Annotated in this window: 14 protein-coding genes; 3 read left to right on the top strand and 11 right to left on the bottom strand. The window is 68.7% G+C overall.

Annotated features, from left to right (window positions below):
* Nucleotides 1-5: 5 nt before the first annotated feature.
* The 4 genes from AAG895_RS07450 to AAG895_RS07435 all read right to left on the bottom strand — a co-directional run bounded on the left by AAG895_RS07450 (nucleotide 6) and on the right by AAG895_RS07435 (nucleotide 6,023).
* Nucleotides 6-2,189: a M1 family aminopeptidase gene (locus tag AAG895_RS07450; protein ID WP_345794869.1), complete on the bottom strand. Its 2,184-nt coding sequence runs from the start codon at nucleotides 2,187-2,189 to the stop codon at nucleotides 6-8.
* Nucleotide 2,190: 1 nt separating this feature from the next.
* Nucleotides 2,191-3,411: a ChaN family lipoprotein gene (locus tag AAG895_RS07445; protein ID WP_345794868.1), complete on the bottom strand. Its 1,221-nt coding sequence runs from the start codon at nucleotides 3,409-3,411 to the stop codon at nucleotides 2,191-2,193.
* An 81-nt stretch (nucleotides 3,412-3,492) separates the two neighbouring features.
* The gene (gene ugpQ, locus AAG895_RS07440) at nucleotides 3,493-4,353 is read right to left on the bottom strand and encodes a glycerophosphodiester phosphodiesterase (RefSeq protein WP_345794867.1); all 861 of its coding nucleotides are present in this window, start codon (nucleotides 4,351-4,353) and stop codon (nucleotides 3,493-3,495) included.
* Nucleotides 4,350-6,023 carry an NYN domain-containing protein gene (locus tag AAG895_RS07435; RefSeq protein ID WP_345794866.1) on the bottom strand — a complete coding sequence of 558 codons (1,674 nt, stop codon included), beginning with the start codon at nucleotides 6,021-6,023 and terminating at the stop codon, nucleotides 4,350-4,352. Before AAG895_RS07435 ends, ugpQ begins: the two co-directional genes overlap by 4 nt.
* 176 nt (nucleotides 6,024-6,199) lie before the next feature.
* Here AAG895_RS07435 and AAG895_RS07430 point away from each other — a divergent pair, with 176 nt between their 5' ends.
* From AAG895_RS07430 to dksA, 3 genes are all read left to right on the top strand, one after another.
* Nucleotides 6,200-6,730, top strand: coding sequence for a superoxide dismutase family protein (locus AAG895_RS07430; protein WP_345794865.1), 531 nt, complete (start codon nucleotides 6,200-6,202; stop codon nucleotides 6,728-6,730).
* A complete protein-coding gene (locus tag AAG895_RS07425) occupies nucleotides 6,727-7,314 on the top strand; it encodes a hypothetical protein (protein WP_345794864.1) in 588 nt (195 codons plus the stop codon). Before AAG895_RS07430 ends, AAG895_RS07425 begins: the two co-directional genes overlap by 4 nt.
* A gap of 140 nt (nucleotides 7,315-7,454) precedes the next feature.
* Entirely contained in the window at nucleotides 7,455-7,880 is a 426-nt protein-coding gene (dksA, locus tag AAG895_RS07420) for an RNA polymerase-binding protein DksA (protein ID WP_345794863.1), read from the top strand.
* A 168-nt stretch (nucleotides 7,881-8,048) separates the two neighbouring features.
* Here dksA and pnp read toward each other — a convergent pair whose 3' ends face one another.
* The 7 genes from pnp to rimP all read right to left on the bottom strand — a co-directional run bounded on the left by pnp (nucleotide 8,049) and on the right by rimP (nucleotide 16,903).
* A complete protein-coding gene (gene pnp, locus AAG895_RS07415) occupies nucleotides 8,049-10,148 on the bottom strand; it encodes a polyribonucleotide nucleotidyltransferase (protein WP_345794862.1) in 2,100 nt (699 codons plus the stop codon).
* Between the two features lie 217 nt (nucleotides 10,149-10,365).
* On the bottom strand, nucleotides 10,366-10,635 hold the full coding sequence (gene rpsO, locus AAG895_RS07410) for a 30S ribosomal protein S15 (RefSeq protein WP_345794861.1): 270 nt from the start codon (nucleotides 10,633-10,635) through the stop codon (nucleotides 10,366-10,368).
* A gap of 77 nt (nucleotides 10,636-10,712) precedes the next feature.
* The gene (gene truB, locus AAG895_RS07405) at nucleotides 10,713-11,696 is read right to left on the bottom strand and encodes a tRNA pseudouridine(55) synthase TruB (RefSeq protein WP_345794860.1); all 984 of its coding nucleotides are present in this window, start codon (nucleotides 11,694-11,696) and stop codon (nucleotides 10,713-10,715) included.
* Nucleotides 11,677-12,096 (bottom strand): 30S ribosome-binding factor RbfA, encoded by a 420-nt coding sequence (gene rbfA, locus AAG895_RS07400; RefSeq protein ID WP_345794859.1) that lies wholly within the window; start codon nucleotides 12,094-12,096, stop codon nucleotides 11,677-11,679. The genes truB and rbfA overlap by 20 nt, the downstream gene beginning before the upstream one ends.
* A 3-nt stretch (nucleotides 12,097-12,099) precedes the next feature.
* Nucleotides 12,100-14,952 carry a translation initiation factor IF-2 gene (gene infB / locus AAG895_RS07395; RefSeq protein WP_345794858.1) on the bottom strand — a complete coding sequence of 951 codons (2,853 nt, stop codon included), beginning with the start codon at nucleotides 14,950-14,952 and terminating at the stop codon, nucleotides 12,100-12,102.
* Nucleotides 14,953-14,965: 13 nt separating this feature from the next.
* Nucleotides 14,966-16,441: a transcription termination factor NusA gene (nusA, locus tag AAG895_RS07390; RefSeq protein WP_345794857.1), complete on the bottom strand. Its 1,476-nt coding sequence runs from the start codon at nucleotides 16,439-16,441 to the stop codon at nucleotides 14,966-14,968.
* 27 nt (nucleotides 16,442-16,468) lie between these two features.
* Nucleotides 16,469-16,903 carry a ribosome maturation factor RimP gene (gene rimP, locus AAG895_RS07385; protein ID WP_345794856.1) on the bottom strand — a complete coding sequence of 145 codons (435 nt, stop codon included), beginning with the start codon at nucleotides 16,901-16,903 and terminating at the stop codon, nucleotides 16,469-16,471.
* Between the last annotated feature and the right edge of the window lie 316 nt (nucleotides 16,904-17,219).

Genomic DNA, 17,219 nt, shown 5'->3' with positions numbered 1-17,219 from the left:
GGGCGTCATCGTTCGACGGCGACGGCTCGCCCGGGCGCCTCCCACACGCCGCGCGCACGCACCTGGCTGCCGTCGAACACCAGCCAGCTCTGGCTGCCGTAGTGGGGCAGCGGTCGCAGCAGGGCCTGCAGCGCGCCGGCATCCTGCACGGTGATCACTGCGAGGGGCGGACCGTCCTGCCGCGGCACGGTCCACGCGCGAGCAGTCCCTGCGTTGCCGCCGTCCGGCAACTCGCCCGCGGCGGTCGCGAGCCCTGCACGCGCGAGCACCCCCGCCACGGCCGGGGCCGTGCCGATCAGCAGCACCGGGTCGTCACCACGGCTCAGCGCCTCTTCACCGACACGCCGCACGGGGCGCTCGAACAGCCGCTCGGCAAGTGCGTCGGCTGCTGCCACCAGGGTCGGGTCAGCAGACTGCGGCGCGCCGCTGCGACCGACCCGACCCGGAGCCGGCAGCCCCTCCGGCGCGATCACCAGACGCGGCGTCCGCGCGACGATCCACTGACGCAGGATGGGCGGCAGCTGCGCCGCCTCCGGCCGGCGCCAGAGGCGAAGCTCGGGGTCCAGACGTACCTCCGCGGGGACGAACCCCAGCGCCAGCTCGACCTCACCGCGCGCCCGGTCGAAGTCCACCCAGTGCGTCTCGCGACGCCCGCCTGCACTCACCTGCAGCGGCACCCGCAGAGCATGGATCGGCTCCGACTGAGACAGCGCGAGCCTCAGGCGCCCCCGCTCCCCGCCCTCCTCCGGGGCCCCGGCAGCGGGACCACCCCCCGCGTCGTCATCGGCGACCCAGTGCGCACGCTCTAGCCTCAACTCCGGGCCACCGGGAAGGTTGAGCCACTGGTCGAAGAACTCGCCCAAGGGCCGCCCCGCGGCCTGTTCGAAGGCCGCCTGCAGCTCGGGCCAGCCGGCAACGCGGAAGCGCTGCGTCTCCCAGAACAGGCGGATCCCACGCACGAAGGCCTCCTCTCCGATGGTGTCGCGCAGCATCAGGAACACCATCGCCGCCTTCCCATAGCCCACCGCCGCAGCGGCGCCATGCGTGCGCGAGCGAAAGGCGCCGAGCGCACGCTGCTGCTCGGCCGGGATCGCCGCGAAGTCGCGCAGCCAGCCAAGCCGCATCTCGCGCGCAGCGGCTGGCGAGGCCTCCTCCTTGTACGCGTAATCCGCCATGAAGGTGGTCAGCCCTTCCGACCAGTTGCCGCGCGCGTAGTCGACCATGACCCCGTTTCCCCACCAGTTGTGCAGCACCTCATGGCCGAGCGAGCTCGCGCGGATGAAGGGCAGGCGCAGCACCTGCTCGCCGATGTAGGTGAGCGTGGGCATACCGAAACCGGTCGGCAAGGGACTGGCGACCACCGAGAACTCGGTGAAGGGATAGGCGCCGATGAGGGCGCCGTAGCGCGCGATATAGCGTTCGCCGTCGGCGAGGTAGCCGTCCGCCAGGCCCGCCACCGCGTCGAGCGCAACCGGGAAATAAGTGCGCAGCCGCAGGGGTCGGCCGTCGGCCTGCACACCCAGGCGTTCCCGCACCCGCCACGGCCCCGCCATCAGGTCGATGCCGTCGGTAGGCCGCACGAAGGCGAATCGCGCCCGGTAGGGTTCGGACGCGTCGCGCGGCGGGTGCTCCTCCTCCAGCCGCCCGGCCACGAGCGCAGGCTGGCCTTGAGCCACCCGCACGCTCACCCGATAGGTGAACAGCTCGGCCGGACGCGGATACCAGCCCGCGCCCGCGGGCAGGTAGCTGCCCTCGCTCGAGGCCATGGGCGGCATCGCCTGCAGCACGGCCCGGTGATCGCGCTCGCGCTCGAGCGCCGGCAGCGTGCCGGCGTAGCGCAGAATCAGGGATGCGCCCGGCGGCACGTCGACCCGCCACGCACGCCAGGGCCCCTCACGCCCAGCCGCGCGCAGCCGCAGGTCACGGCCACCGGCCTCGGCCTTCTGGGGCTGGAGCGATTCATGAAGGACGAACTGGAACGCCGGCTCGGCGGGCCGCAGCTCGGCGCGCACCTCGAGTCGCCTCGTCGCCGGATCGAGCGCCAGGTCCAGCTCCAGATCAGGGTGGAACCCGTCGCCGGCACGCGCAGCCCCCAAGACGAGCAGCCCGCCCGCCACCGCGAGCAGCACCCGCCACCATGAAGCGCCCGAGCTCCGCGGCGCACGCCGCGGCGAAACTGCAGGTGCCATGTCAGCGCTCGGGCGGGAAGCGCACCACGAGCTCCAGCGTCTTGCCGTCGCGCTCCAGGCGAAGCGGCAACCACGTCCCGGGCGGCTGCCTGCGCACCGCAACGATCAGCTCGCCCGCCCGCCTGATTGCGACGCCCGCCGCCTCGATGACGATGTCCGCCGGCCTCAGGCCGCTGCGCGCTGCCAGGCTGCCGGGCGTGACTTCGCCGATACGGACGCCGCGCGGGTGCTCCTCGAGCGCGACGCCGAGTCGCGGCGGCGGGGGCGACGCCACCCGCGCGACGGGCACGCCGAACACGGCGTCCGCGAGGCCCGTCGGCAACTCGCCGCACGGGGTGTCCGCCCCGACCGGCAGGAGCTGGCCGATGCTGCTCTCGCCCAGATCGCGCAGCTGGTGGGCGATGCCGTGGCCGAAGCGCACATGGCCGCTGCCGACGATACCGACCGCCAGCGGCAGGGCGCCCCTGGCGTCGGCATGGCGCTTGCGGCCGGCGATGAGCGCCTCCGCCATCGCGCGATCCCAGGCAAGCTGCGAGTCGACGAAGTTGCGGAAGCCCGGCTCGTCGCGCCCGGCCTTGCCGGCCCGGGCGCTGCCATGGCCGCGCGCGGCAACGTGCTGGCGATGGATCTCGAAGAGGAAGTCCTCGTAGTCCGGAAGCGCTGGCGCAGCCTGCCCGACGCCCTCTCTCTCACCTTCGGGCACGCTCGACCAGCCATTCGCCGCAACCGCCCGCGTCAGCGCGGCGTCGATGTTGAGCGCCAGCATCGGAATCCGGTTCAGACGCGCAAAGTGGAACAGCGGCAGGTACAGCTCGGCCGGCATGCTCCACACCTTGCCCCAGTCGCTCTGGGCGATGAACTCGGCCTCGGTGAGCTCGCCCGCCACCCAGCGATCGAGCACCGGCTGCACCCGGCGCGGGAACATCTCGAAGCCGATCACCAGGTCGGGGCGCTGCGCATGCAGTGCGGCCAGGGTCTGCAGCTGCCAGCGATGGTGATCCATGTCGTCATGCTGTTCGCCGAGCAGCACGACCGCACGCTGGGCCATCGCCGGGATCAGGCCTGTGCCGTCCACGAGTTGCGGCGAGGCCCCCTCGAGGCGCGCCCACCCACCCGCGACCAGGCATTGCGTAGCGACACCCTGCGCCTGTGCCGGCAGCGCGAAGGGAACGGCGAGGGCACAGGCGAGTGCGAATGTGCCGAAACGGGAGGGTGCGGACATGGAGATCACGCCGGTGGTGGGAATGAGCCGTAGAGCATGCGCACTGCGGCGAGTTCCGGACAGTCGGACGGAGCCTGCGACTCAGGGCCGGAAATGGTCGATGCGGTCGGTGATGAGGCCATCGAGACCGAGCGCCAGCAGGCGCGAGGCCTGCGCCTCGTCATTGACGGTGTAGGCCAGCCGGCGCAAGCCCGCGCGCGCGGCAACGGCCGCGGTCTCCGGTGTCCACGCCGACTGCTCGCCCACCACCGCCACGCACCCCAGCCGCTGCGCCGTCTCCAGCCAACCTGGGGAAAAGCCCTCGAGCAGGAGCGCACGCGGCAGCGCGGGCGCCACGGTTGAAGCCGCCTCGAGCGCCTCCACATCGAAGGAGCTCAGCACGGGCAACGGCGCCGCTGCTGCATGGCGAGCCCCCTCTGCGACCTCCGCGGCCACCGTGGCCCCGGTACGCCGTGCATCGCCGGGGGCGGGCTTGAGCTCGAGGTTCAGAGCGCAGTCATGGCGGGCACAGAAATCCAACACTTCGTCGAGCCTGGGCAAGCGCGCGCCGGCGTAGGGCGGCGAATGCCAGGCGCCCGCATCGACTCGGGCGAGCTCGGCCCAGGTGCGCGCCAGCGCCGCCCCCTTGCCATCCGTGGTGCGCTCGAGGGTGTCATCGTGGAGCAGGAAGGCCTGCCCGTCCGCGCTCAGGCGAACATCGCACTCGAACATGCGGTAGCCCAGGGCATGACCCAGCGCGAACGCGGCCAGGGTGTTTTCCGGCGCGAGGCGACCGGCGCCCCGATGCGCGATCCAGCGCGGATACGGCCAGGGCGGCAGCATCGACGGCGGCGGGCCGGGGGGCTCGCCGCCGTCGTCGAAGGCGTCCGCACCACTGCTCGAGCCCGGCCCCGAACGGCCGCCCGGATCGCGAGCGCCGCCGGGCGCAGAGGGCGCAGTCACGCGCCGCCTTCGGCCTTGGGCTTGCGGGGCCTGCGTGCGCGCGCAGCGGCTGGCTTGCCCTCCTTCGTGGCGGGCGCGGAGCCCGGCTCCGCGTCCGCCGTGTCGCCCGCTGCGGGACGCGACGCGGCCGTGTCTGCCAGTGCCCCCGCTCGGGGCGCTCCCTTGTCCTGCCCGCCTCCCGCTCCGGCAAGCTCCGCAGCTTCCGCGCTCGCCGGCTTGCTCGCTGCGCGTCCGCCACCACGCCGGCCGCGCCGTGCCGCTTCGCCGGTGCCGGTCGGGACCGTGGTGGCGGGCGGTGCCGCGTCAGCTGCCGGTGAGTCCGCATTGACGGGCGCGTGCGCGGTGGCCGCGTCCGCCCGGCCTTCGTCACCTCGCCCGCTCGCCGCGGCGCGCTGCTTCGCAGCCGCAGGGCGGTCACCGGCAGGCGTCCTTCCGCCATCATCCGCAGCGGTGACGGGGGTCGCCTCCTCTGCCGTCCCCGCTTCCGAAGGCCGAGCCGCGCGCGACTTCGCCGCCCCACGACCACGACCGCCGCGTGCGGTCTTGGCGGGACGCTCATCCGGCACGCCGCCAGGTTCATCCGCCACGGCCGTCGCGGGCGCCGCAGACTCGGGCTCGCGCGCCACCACCGCCGCGCGCTCCACCATGACGGCCGACAGGTCCGCCTCGGCCTCGACCCTCACCTCGTCGGTCTTGCCGCCACGCCGGCGCCCCCCCCGGCCCGCCTCGCGGTCCGCGCGCGGCGTACGCTCTTCGGCCGACGCCGGCTCGGCGGGCACCGCTGCCGCCTCCGGCACGGCATGCGCGCGCTCCTCGGTGGCGGCATCGACCTCGCCCGGCGCCGCACCCGCCGCCGGACGGGTGACGTAGGTCCCCGACTTCTCGTCACGGCCGAGCTCGAGCAGACCTCTCGTCTGCGCTTCCTCGAGCAGGTTGCCGAAGGCACGGAAGCCGAAATAGCTCTCGTTGAAGTCGGGCTTGCGACGCTTGATCGCCTCCTTGAGCATCGACGACCAGATCTTGCCGCTCTCGCCGCGCTCGGCAAGCAATGCCTCGAAGGTCTCGACCGCGATGTCGATCGCCTTGCCCCGGCGCGCCTCGAGTTCCTCGCGCCGCGCCTTGTCTTCCTCGGGCGAGCGCCTGCTGGCGGGCGGATTATCGCGCGCCTCGCGCTTTGCCGCCGCGCGCTGGCTGTCACGCACGAGGTCGTCGTAGAAGATGAACTCATCGCAGTTCGCGATCAGCAGATCGGAGGTCGACTGCTTCACGCCCACACCGATCACCTGCTTGGCGTTCTCGCGCAGCTTGGACACCAGCGGCGAGAAATCGGAGTCGCCGCTGATGATGACGAAGGTGTCGACATGCGACTTGGTGTAGCAGAGGTCGAGCGCGTCAACGACGAGGCGGATGTCGGCGGAATTCTTGCCCGACTGGCGCACGTGCGGGATCTCGATGAGCTCGAAGTTGGCCTCGTGCATCGCGGCCTTGAAGCTCTTGTAGCGATCCCAGTCGCAGTAGGCCTTCTTCACGACGATGCTGCCCTTGAGGAGCAGCCGTTCGAGCACGCGCTTGATGTCGAACTTCTCGTAGTTCGCGTCCCGCACACCCAGGGCCACGTTTTCGAAGTCGCAGAACAACGCCATGCTCACGCTGTCGGGGGATGAAGCCATGAAATTCTCCGTCTCGGACCAGGCCCGATGGTAAGCCCTGGCCCGCATCGACGCCACAATCCGCGCCACTCACGCGCGGCGATTCATGGCGGCGCGCGTCCTGCAGGCGGTCGGCATCAGGCGCGACAATCGCCTATGCTGGGAAAGCGCAACCGATTCCAAGAGGAGACACGGACATGCACAAGGCTGCACTTCTCGCATTGGGCGCTGCGGCGGTTCTGCTCGCAGGCCCTGCACTGGGCGCCGAGCGCGCGCGAGCGCAGATCGTCGACCGCCAAGGCGTCACCGTCGGCGAAGCGACCCTCGTGGAGAGCGCACATGGAGTGCTCATCCACGTCGCCGCAAAGGGCCTGCCCCCCGGTCCGAAAGGGATCCACATCCATGGTGTGGGCACCTGCGACGACGGCGCTGCAGGCTTCGTCGCCTCCAAGGGCCATCTGAATCCGGGTGCCAGGCCGCACGGGCTGATGAATCCGGAGGGCCCGGATGCCGGCGACCTGCCGAACCTGTTCGTGCACGCCGACGGCAGCGCCGAGGCCGAGTTCTTCACGACCTTCGCCAGTCTCGCGGGCGCAGCCGGCAGGGCCGCGATCCTCGACGCCGACGGCGCTGCGCTGGTGATCCACGAAAACCGTGACGACCACGCAACGCAGCCGATCGGCGGTGCCGGACCGCGACATTTCTGCGGCGTCATCAGTGCGGAATGATCCGCCTCACGGCCTTGCGCAGCATCCCGAGTTGCGCGCGGCGCAGGTGGCTGCTCACGCTCGGCCTGGCCGCCGCAGCCGCCACCCTTGCCGCACCCGGCGTGGTGCCCGTTACAGCAAAGGTGCTGGCGGACGGCATCGGGCCGCTGCGACTGGGGGTAGCGCTCGGCGACGCGGCGCGCAGGACGGTGCCGCTCGACCCCGCGGCCGCCATGATCGGGCCAGGCTGCGACGAACGCGACCAGGTGAGCGTCGTGCTCGAGTTCGCCGGGCAGCCGATGTCGGTGATGGCCATGGCCGACGGCCTCGGCCGGATCGAGGAGATCCTCGCCGTACCGGCAGGCCACGCAGGCGTGAGCCTCGCCAGCGCGTCTGCCTGCCGGGCCTACGGTGCCGAATTCGCCGCGCGTCTCGAATCTCAGCTGGGGACGGCGCGCATGCTGCCCGTCGAACACAGGCCGGTGTCGTCCGAGTTCCCGTTTCTCTTTTCCGGCGGCGCGCGCCTTGTCTCGCGATGGTTTGCGGGGGGCCGCAGCTGCGATCTCCTGCTTCGTTTCGGAGGCCGTGACAGCCAGCGCCAATGATGCCGTCGGCGTCGGGGCGGGCAGCCACCGCGCAGCGATGCAAACGGGCGTCAGGCCTCGGCCTTCGGCTTGCCGCCTCTGCCTTATTCTGCTATTAAGTCGGCTCCCTTCATTCACCACCATCTGACGGAAGCTGATCCATGGCCGACGATACCCTGCACAAGCAATTCCCGCCCTATGTACCGGCAGCTGGCGAGGAATACATGAGCGAGAAGCAGCTGGCCCACTTCCGCGAAATCCTCGGTTCGCTCAAGAGCGAGCTGGTCGATGACATCGAGCGCACGGTACACACCATGCAGGACGAGGCAACCGTGTTCGCCGACCCCAACGACCGCGCCAGCCAGGAATCCGACATCGCGCTCGAGCTGCGCAACCGCGACCGCGAACGCAAGCTGATCAAGAAGATCGACGAGGCCATCGGGCGTATCGAGGCGGGCGAATACGGCTACTGCGACAGCTGCGGCGTCGAGATCGGACTCAAGCGCCTGGAGGCCCGTCCGACGGCGACGATGTGCATCGACTGCAAGACGCTGGAAGAAATGCGCGAGCGCCAGGTCGCGAAGTAAGCAGCGCGCGAGGCAAGCGCAGGTACGCAAAGGGGCGCCGAGGCGCCCCTTTTTGCTGTCCGCGTATCGCGACCGGCGAGGCCGGGACCCCACCTCAGAAAAAAGGACGCACACGGCGTCCCTTTTCCCTGCTCATGCACCGGGCGGGTGTTGCCCGCCCGGCCGCCATCAACCGGCGTTTTCGTTCAGCAGCGCCTTCATGCTCAGGCGGATCTTGCCGCGCTCGTCGGTCTCGAGGACCTTGACGCGCACGACCTGGCCTTCCTTCACGTAATCCGAGACGTTGTTCACGCGCTCGTTGGCGATCTGCGACACGTGCAGCAGGCCGTCGCGGCCCGGCATGATGTTGACGATGGCGCCGAAGTCGAGCAGGCGCACGACCGGGCCTTCGTAGACCTTGCCCACCTCGACCTCGGCGGTGATCGCCTCGATCTTGGCCTTCGCCGCCTGGGCGCCCTCGGCGCTGACCGACGAGATGGTGATCGCGCCATCGTCCTCGATCTCGATCACGGTGCCGGTCTCTTCCTGCAGCGCACGAATCACCGCCCCACCCTTGCCGATCACGTCGCGGATCTTCTCCGGGTTGATCTTCATGTTGATCATGCGCGGGGCGTACTCGGACACCTCGCCACGGCTGGACGACAGCGACTGCTTCATGAGGCCGAGGATGTGCAGGCGGCCTTCCTTGGCCTGCTCGAGCGCGGCGTGCATGATCTCCTTGGTGATGCCCTGGATCTTGATGTCCATCTGCAGACCGGTGATGCCGTTCTCGGTGCCGGCGACCTTGAAGTCCATGTCGCCGAGGTGGTCCTCGTCACCCAGGATGTCGGTGAGCACCGCGAAACGGTTACCTTCCTTGATCAGGCCCATGGCGATGCCCGCGACGTGGTCCTTGAGCGGCACGCCCGCATCCATCATCGCGAGCGAACCGCCGCACACCGAGGCCATCGACGACGAGCCGTTGGACTCGGTGATCTCGGACACCACGCGAACGGTGTAGGAGAAGTCCTCCGGCTTGGGCAGCGTGGCGACCAGCGAGCGCTTGGCCAGGCGACCGTGGCCGACCTCGCGGCGCTTGGTCACGCCGAAGCGGCCGGTCTCGCCGGTGCAGAACGGCGGGAAGTTGTAGTGGAGCAGGAAGCGCTCCTTGTACTCGCCGGCGATGGCGTCGATGATCTGCTCGTCGCGGCCGGTGCCCAGGGTGGCAACCACCAGGGCCTGGGTCTCGCCGCGGGTGAACAGCGCCGAGCCGTGGGTGCGCGGCAGCACGCCGGTGCGGATCTCGATCGGACGCACGGTGCGGGTGTCGCGACCGTCGATGCGCGGCTCCCCGTTGAGGATGCGGCTGCGGACGATGCCCGACTCGAGGTTGAAGAAGATGTCCTTGAGCTCGTTGACCGAGGGTGCGTTCTCCACGCCTTCGGTGAGCTGGCCGATCACGCGCTTGCGGATCTCCGACAGGCGTGCCGAACGCTCCTGCTTGCTGGTGATGCGGAAGGCCTCTTCCATCTCCGCCTTCGCGAGCTCGTTGACCTTGGCGATCAGGGCCTCGTTGGCGGGCGCTGCCTGCCAGTCCCACTCGGGCTTGCCGGCCACCTCGACCAGTTCGTTGATCGCGTTGATCGCGGTCTGCATCTGCTCGTGGCCGAACACCACGGCGCCGAGCATGACGTCTTCCGGCAGCTCCTGGGCTTCGGACTCGACCATCAGCACCGCGGTCTGGGTGCCGGCGACGACCAGATTCATCTGGCTGCTCTGCAGCTCGGTCGCGGTCGGATTGAGCACGTACTTGCCATCGAGATAACCCACGCGCGCGGCACCGACCGGGCCGTTGAACGGCAGGCCGGAGATCGCCAGCGCAGCCGAGGCGCCGATCATCGCCGGGATGTCGGAGTCGATCTCGGGGTTCAGCGACAGCACCGTGACGATGACCTGGACTTCGTTCATGAAGCCATCGGGGAAGAGCGGGCGGATCGGGCGGTCGATCAGGCGCGAGGTGAGGATCTCCTTCTCGCTCGGACGGCCTTCGCGCTTGAAGAAGCCGCCGGGGATGCGGCCCGCGGCATAGAACTTCTCGACGTAATCGACGGTGAGCGGGAAGAAATCCTGGCCCGGACGGGCTTCCTTGGCGCCGACGACGGTGGCGAGCACCACGGTCTCGTCCATGTTGACGATCACGGCCCCGCCGGCCTGGCGAGCGATCTCGCCGGTTTCCAGGGTGACCGTGTGGGCGCCATAGGCGAAAGTTTTCTTGATTGCGGTAGGCAAGTTCGTATTCCTTTTCTTTCGGTGGATGCAGCGAACTACAACTGCTTGCGGCGCACCGCCCGAGCGGGCGACGGGAAGCCGCGGGAGGACGATGACGACGGTGCGCTCGAACGCGGCGAACGAATAGCAAAAAGCCGGCGCGGCCGCAGGGGCACGCACCGGCTTTGCTGGCTTACTTCGCCCTGATCGGCGCTGTCGGGCTCGTCACGGACGCCAATTACTTGCGCAGGCCCAGACGCTCGATGAGGGTGCGGTAGCTTTCAGCGTTGCGGCCCTTCAGGTAGTCCAGCAGCTTGCGGCGCTGGCTGACCATCTTCAGCAGGCCACGGCGGGAATGGTGATCCTTGCCGTGCTCCTTGAAGTGGGGGGCGAGCCCGTTGATGCGGGCGGTCAGGAGCGCGATCTGGACTTCCGGGGAACCGGTGTCGCCCTGGGCGCGCTGGAAGTCGGAGACGATCTTCGACTTGGATGCGGTATCAAGAGCCATGTGTGTGATTACTCGTGTTTTCTGCCAATCAGAAGCCGCGGATTATACCCATAGCGGCGCCAGTTACTCAATCAAAATCATGCTGATGCATCGTCGGCGAGGCTACCGGTGGCGATCAGCCGGCGCGCGGCGAGGCGTCCGTCGTCCTGCCATTGCGCCAGGCCGAGGAAGCCGTCGGGACCGTAGGCGCGCACCTTCGCGCCAGGCTGCGCGCCCGCCAGCGCGAGCGTGCGCCCCTGCAGCAGACCACGCGCCGCCTCGGCATCAAGCCGCAGCACTGGAAAGCCGGCAACCAGCGCATCGACCGGCGCGAGCAGTGCATCGCGCGCGCCCTCGCCAGCCGCTTCAAGGGCCTCCAGCGTGACCGCAGCGGAGAGGTCGAAACCGCCGATCGCGGTACGTCGCAGCGCCGCGAGATGGGCACCGCAGCCAAGTGCGGCACCGATGTCCATCGCCAGGCTGCGGATGTAGGTGCCCTTGCTGCAATGAACGCGAATCGTAAATCGCTCGCCGCTGAACTCGAGCAGCTCGAGCGCATGGATCGTGACCCGGCGCGCCTCACGCTCGAGCTCGATGCCCGCACGCGCGTACTCGTACAGCGCCTTACCGTCGCGCTTGAGCGCCGAATACATCGGCGGCACCTGCTCGATCTCGCCCCGGAAGCGTTCGAGCACGGCCTCCAGCGCGGCGCGCTCCACCGTCACCGTGTGCGTGGCCAGGACCTTACCTTCCGCGTCGCCGCTGTCGGTCTCCACGCCGAGCTGCACCACCGCCTCGTATTTCTTGTCGGCGTCAAGCAGCATCTGCGAGAACTTGGTGGCCTCGCCGAAGGTGAGCGGCAAGAGCCCGCTCGCCATCGGATCGAGGGTTCCGGTGTGGCCAGCCTTGGCGGCGTTGAGCAGGCGACGCGCGGTCTGCAGCGCACCGTTCGAGCTCACGCCCTGGGGCTTGTCGAGCAGCAGTACGCCATCGACCGCACGGCGGATGATCTTGCGCTGCGGCTGTTGCGGACGCTTCGCTCGCCTGGCAAGCGCGACGGCCTCAGGCGCGGGTGCCGTCATCGTCCCGGGCGGCGGCGCCGTCAGCGGGCTCGTCCTGATGACGGGCCTCGTCCTCCTTCACCACCGCGTCGATCAGCTGCGACAGACGCGAGCCCTCCTCCACCGAACGGTCGTAGTGGAAGTGGAGCTCGGGAATGGTATGGATGCGGATGCGGCGGCCGAGCTCACGGCGCAGGAAACCGCTCGCGCGGCGCAAGCCCTGCAGGATCCCGGGCACGTCTGCCTCGCCGGTCATGTTCGTGAAGAACACCTTGGCGTGGGCATAGTCGGGGGTGATCTCGACGTCGGTGAGGGTGATGAAACCGACGCGCGGATCCTTCACCTCCAGCCTGATCAGCTCGGCCAGCTCGCGGCGGATCTGCTCCACCACGCGCTGGCTGCGGGAATACTCCTTGGGCATCGCTTACAGGGTCCTCGCCACTTCCTTGATCTCGAAGACCTCGAGCTGGTCGCCTTCCTTGATGTCGTTGTAGTTGCGCAGCTGCAGGCCGCACTCGTAGCCGAACTTGACTTCCTTGACGTCGTCCTTGAAGCGCTTGAGCGACTCGAGCTCGCCGGTCCACAGCACGGTGTGGTTGCGCAGCAGGCGCACGTGCGAGTTGCGTCGCACCACCCCTTCGAGCACGTAGCAACCGGCGATCGAACCCACCTTGGAGATCGTGAACACCTGGCGGATCTCGACCAGGCCGGTCACTTCCTCACGCTTCTCCGGCGCCAGCATGCCCGACAGCGCCGCCTTCACCTCATCCACCGCGTCGTAGATGATGTTGTAGTAGCGGATATCGACCCCGAAGGTCTCGGCCAGCTTGCGCGCGCCGGCGTCGGCCCGCATGTTGAAGCCGATGATGACCGCGCCCGACGCCTGCGCCAGGTTGACGTCGGACTCGCTGATCGCGCCGACCGCCGCGTGGATGACGTTGACCCGGACCTCGTCGGTCGACAGCTTCTGCAGCGACTGAACGAGTGCCTCCTGCGAGCCCTGCACGTCGGCCTTGATGATCAGCGGCAGGCTCTTGACCTCGCCCTCGGCCATCTGCTCGAACATGCTCTCGAGCTTTGCAGCCTGCTGCTTGGCGAGCTTGACGTCGCGGAACTTGCCCTGGCGGAAGAGCGCGATCTCGCGCGCCTTCTTCTCGTCGGCGAGCGCGATCGCCTCGTCGCCCGCGGCGGGCACGTCCGACAGACCGAGGATCTCCACCGGAATGGACGGACCCGCTTCGTCGATCTGCTTGCCGTTCTCGTCGAGCATCGCGCGGATGCGGCCGAAGGTGGCACCGGCCAGCAGCACGTCGCCCTTCCTCAGGGTACCGGACTGCACCAGCAGCGAGGCCACCGGGCCGCGCCCCTTGTCGAGGCGGGCCTCGATGATCAGGCCCTTGGCCGGCGTGTCCTTGGGCGCGGTGAGCTCGAGCACTTCGGCCTGCAGCAGCACGGCCTCGAGCAGCTCGTCGATGCCGGTACCCTTCTTCGCCGACACCGGCACGAACATCGTGTCGCCGCCGTAGGCCTCGGGGATCACCTCCTCGGCGATCAGCTCCTGGGTCACGCGCTCGGGGTTGGCGTCAGGCTTGTCGATCTTGTTGATCGCCACCACCAGCGGCACGCCGGCCGCCTTGGCGTGGTGGATGGCTTCGCGCGTCTGCGGCATCACGCCGTCATCGGCCGCCACCACCAGGATGACGATGTCGGTGGCCTTGGCACCGCGGGCACGCATCGCCGTGAAGGCCTCGTGGCCCGGGGTGTCGAGGAAGGTGAGCATGCCGCGCGCAGTCTCGACGTGGTAAGCGCCGATGTGCTGGGTGATGCCGCCGAACTCGCCGGCGGCGACCTTGGCGCGGCGGATGTAGTCGAGAAGCGAGGTCTTGCCGTGGTCGACGTGACCCATGACGGTGACGACCGGCGCGCGCGGCAACACCTCGGCGTCCTTGTGCGCGTCGCTCTCCTGAAGGAAGGCGTCGGGATCGTCGAGCTTGGCAGCAACCGCCACGTGCCCCATCTCCTCGACGATGATCATCGCGGTTTCCTGATCGAGCACCTGGTTGATGGTGACCATGGAGCCCATCTTCATGAGCGCCTTGATGACCTCGGTCGCCTTCACCGCCATCTTGTGGGCGAGATCGGCGACGGTGATCGTCTCCGGCACATGCACTTCATGCACGATCGGCTCGGTGGGCGCCTGGAAGGACGAACGGTCGTCCTGCTGGTGGCGGCCGTGACGGCCACCGCCCTTGCCGGCGCCGCGCCAGTTGCTGCCGGTGGTGGCACCGACCTCGCCGCGCGTCTTCATGCCGCCACGGCGCTTGCCGGCGCCTTCGGCCTCGCGCGCCGGCGCCGGCGCGCCACGCTTGACCTCGCGGCTGGCGGGCTTGTCATCGGTCTTGGCCGGACGATGGAGGGTACCGGTGGTGGCCTTGGCCGCCTTCGCGGGCTCCTCCTTCTTCTGCTGCTCGGCGCGCAGGCGGGCTTCCTCTTCGGCCTTGCGCGCTTCGGCCGCGGCACGCGCCGCCGCCTCGCGTTCCTGACGTGCACGCAGATCGGCCGCCTGACGCTCCTTGAGCGCACGCTGTCGCTCCTCATCGCGCTTGCGCGCCGCGATTTCCTCGTCGCTGAGGATCTCGGACAGCGGCAGCGGCTTGCTCAGCACGGTCGTGACCGTCGGCGCAGCAGGGGCTTCGACCGGCGCAGACTTTGCCGCCGGCGTCGCAGCATCCCGCGCGCGCGGCGCCTCGGCCGCGCTCGGCGCAGGCTCCTCGACCGCGGCCGCTTCGACCACGGGCGGCGCCTCGACCGCTGCGGGCTCGGGCTGCACGGGGACCTCGGGAGCGACCGCTTCGATGACGGCGGGCGCGACGGCAGGCGCCTCGACCACGGCCTCGGGGGCTGCCGCGACCACCGGCTCCTCGATCTGCGCGGGGGCCTCCATGGACTCCGCGACGGACGGCGACTGCTCGGCGAGCTCGTCACGCTTGACGAAGGTGCGCTTCTTGCGCACCTCGACCTGGACCGTGCGGGCGCGCCCGGTCGAGTCCGTAGCCCGGATCTCGGTGGTCTGCTTGCGCGTCAGGGTGATCTTGCCCTTGGGCTGGGTGTCACCGTGCGAACGGCGCAGGTATTCCAACAGCTTGGCCTTGTCCTGTTCGGTGAGCAGGTCTGCGGCGCCGGATTTATCGACGCCCGCGCGCTTCAACTGCTCGAGCAGCACCGCGGCCGGCATTTTCAGTTCGCCGGCAAACTGGGTCACGCTCATCTGTTCCATTACAGCCCTCCCATCATTCTTCGAACCAATGGGCGCGCGCAACGGAAATCAGCGCCTTGGCTCTTTCTTCGTCGATCCCGGCCATCTCGACCAGTTCGTCGACCGCGAGGTCGGCGAGGTCGTCGCGGGTACGAATGCCCTGCTGGGCCAGTTTGGCGGCCAGCGACTTTTCCATGCCTTCGAGGCCGAGCAGGTCGTCGGAGACGTTCTCCAGCTGCTCCTCGGTGACGATGGCCTCGGTCAGCAGCACGTTGCGTGCGCGGTTGCGCAGCTCGTTGACCGTGTCCTCGTCGAAGGCCTCGATCTCCAGCATCTCGGCGAGCGGCACGTAGGCCACCTCCTCGAGCGAGGAGAAACCTTCCTCGATCAGGATATCGGCGAGTTCCTCGTCAACATCCAGCTTTTCCATGAACAGGGCACGCAGGCCCTGCTGTTCCTGCGCGGTCTTCTCGGCGGACTCCTGCTCGCTCATCAGGTTGATCGTCCACCCGGTGAGCTCGGAGGCGAGCTTGACGTTCTGGCCATTGCGGCCGATGGCGATCGCGAGATTGTTCTCGTCGACCACCACGTCCATCGCATGCGCCTCTTCATCGACCACGATGGAGACCACTTCGGCCGGCTGCAGGGCGGCGACCACGAACTGGGCAGGATCGGACGACCATACGATGATGTCGATCTGCTCGCCGCCGATCTCGTTGCGCACCGCGGTGACGCGCGAGCCGCGCAGGCCGACGCAGGTGCCGATCGGGTCGATGCGCTGATCGTTGGACTTGACCGCGATCTTGGCGCGCAATCCGGGGTCGCGGGCGCAGGCCTTGAGCTCGAGCAGGCCGTCCTCGATCTCGGGGACCTCGAGCTCGAACAGCTTCATCAGGAACTCGGGCGCGGTGCGCGACAGCACCAGCTGCGGACCACGGGCGCCGCGGTCGATGCGCAACAGGAAGGCCTTCACGCGGTCGCCGACGCGCAGGTTCTCGCGCGGGATCTGCTGGTCGCGCGGCAGCACGGCTTCCATGCGGCCGACCTCGATGATCGCGTTGCCGCGTTCCATGCGCTTGATCGAACCGGAGACGAGGAATTCCTTGCGGTCGAGGAAGTCGTTGAGCACCTGCTCGCGCTCGGCGTCGCGGATCTTCTGCAGGATGACCTGCTTGGCGGCCTGGGCGCCGATGCGGCCGAAGTCGATCGGCTCGAGCTCTTCTTCCATGTAGTCGCCGATCTGCACGTCGGCGCGCAGCTCGCGGGCGTCGATGATGCCCATCTCGGCCTCGTCGTTGGTGACCTCTTCGTCGAGCATCACCAGCCAGCGCCGCTTCGAGGTGTAGTCACCGGTGTCGCGATCGATCGCGACCACCACGTCGGCGTCGTCGTGGATGCGCTTCTTGGTCGCGGAGGCCAAGGCGGTTTCGAGCGCGGAAAAAACGATCTCCTTGGCGACGTTCTTCTCGCGCGCCAGAGCATCGACAAGCAGCAGAATCTCGCGGCTCATTTCAGTAAAACCTCCACATCCACAGTCTCAAAATTGGGGTACCAGGCGTGCTTTCTCGATGTCGCCGAAGGGCAGCAGCACCTCGCCCTTCTCGGTGCGCAGCGCCACCGCGCCTTCGCGCACCCCCTCGATCACGCCGACGAAATTGCGTTGATTGCCGATCGGCAGCGACAGTCGCACCTGCGCCTGCTCGCCGGCAAAGCGTTCGAAATCGGCCAGCTTCTTCAGCGGGCGGTCGAGCCCCGGCGAGGACACCTCGAGCCGGTCGTAGTCCACGTTCTCGACCTCGAACACGCGCTGAAGCTGGTTGCTCACGGTGGCACAGTCATCGACCGTGATGCCGCGCTCGATGTCGAGAAAGACGCGCAGCAGCCGGCCCTTGGGCGAGAACTCGACATCCACGAGCTCGTATCCAAGACCCGTCACCACCTGCTCGATCAACTGCTCGACATCCGCTCGCATGTCCTCGACCCGCCACTCAAACGCTGCTCGACCGACGCCCCGACGGGCGCCACAAATAAAAAATGGGCGAAACGCCCATCAAACAATTGCCCCTGCAAGAAACGACCGCTGGTCACAACCGCATGACAGACAGGAACCATACGATCACCGATCCACGCACCCGGCGCAGAAAGGAGAACACGATATGGAAAAGCCATCCATCAAAGCCGCAGGAGTATAGCGCGAAAACCGCCGGCCGGGCAAACGCTTGCACGATGCAAGGCGCTCGCTCCGGCAACGGCGGCCGTCGGATTACGCTCGCCGCGACGCCCCGTCA

The organism is Thauera sp. JM12B12 (genome assembly GCF_039614725.1).
Lineage (GTDB): Bacteria > Pseudomonadota > Gammaproteobacteria > Burkholderiales > Rhodocyclaceae > Thauera.
Note: the sequence above shows the minus strand (reverse complement) of the source record. Positions and strands in the feature narration are given on the sequence as shown.

Bases quoted from the DNA above. Each gene is read 5' to 3' on its own strand.
- AAG895_RS07450 (WP_345794869.1), bottom strand. From the start codon at position 2,189: ATGGCACCTGCAGTTTCGCCGCGGCGTGCGCCGCGGAGCTCGGGCGCT.
- AAG895_RS07445 (WP_345794868.1), bottom strand. From the start codon at position 3,411: ATGTCCGCACCCTCCCGTTTCGGCACATTCGCACTCGCCTGTGCCCTC.
- AAG895_RS07435 (WP_345794866.1), bottom strand. From the start codon at position 6,023: ATGGCTTCATCCCCCGACAGCGTGAGCATGGCGTTGTTCTGCGACTTC.
- AAG895_RS07430 (WP_345794865.1), top strand. From the start codon at position 6,200: ATGCACAAGGCTGCACTTCTCGCATTGGGCGCTGCGGCGGTTCTGCTC.
- AAG895_RS07425 (WP_345794864.1), top strand. From the start codon at position 6,727: ATGATCCGCCTCACGGCCTTGCGCAGCATCCCGAGTTGCGCGCGGCGC.
- dksA (WP_345794863.1), top strand. From the start codon at position 7,455: ATGGCCGACGATACCCTGCACAAGCAATTCCCGCCCTATGTACCGGCA.
- rpsO (WP_345794861.1), bottom strand. From the start codon at position 10,635: ATGGCTCTTGATACCGCATCCAAGTCGAAGATCGTCTCCGACTTCCAG.
- truB (WP_345794860.1), bottom strand. From the start codon at position 11,696: ATGACGGCACCCGCGCCTGAGGCCGTCGCGCTTGCCAGGCGAGCGAAG.
- rbfA (WP_345794859.1), bottom strand. From the start codon at position 12,096: ATGCCCAAGGAGTATTCCCGCAGCCAGCGCGTGGTGGAGCAGATCCGC.
- infB (WP_345794858.1), bottom strand. From the start codon at position 14,952: ATGGAACAGATGAGCGTGACCCAGTTTGCCGGCGAACTGAAAATGCCG.
- nusA (WP_345794857.1), bottom strand. From the start codon at position 16,441: ATGAGCCGCGAGATTCTGCTGCTTGTCGATGCTCTGGCGCGCGAGAAG.
- rimP (WP_345794856.1), bottom strand. From the start codon at position 16,903: ATGCGAGCGGATGTCGAGCAGTTGATCGAGCAGGTGGTGACGGGTCTT.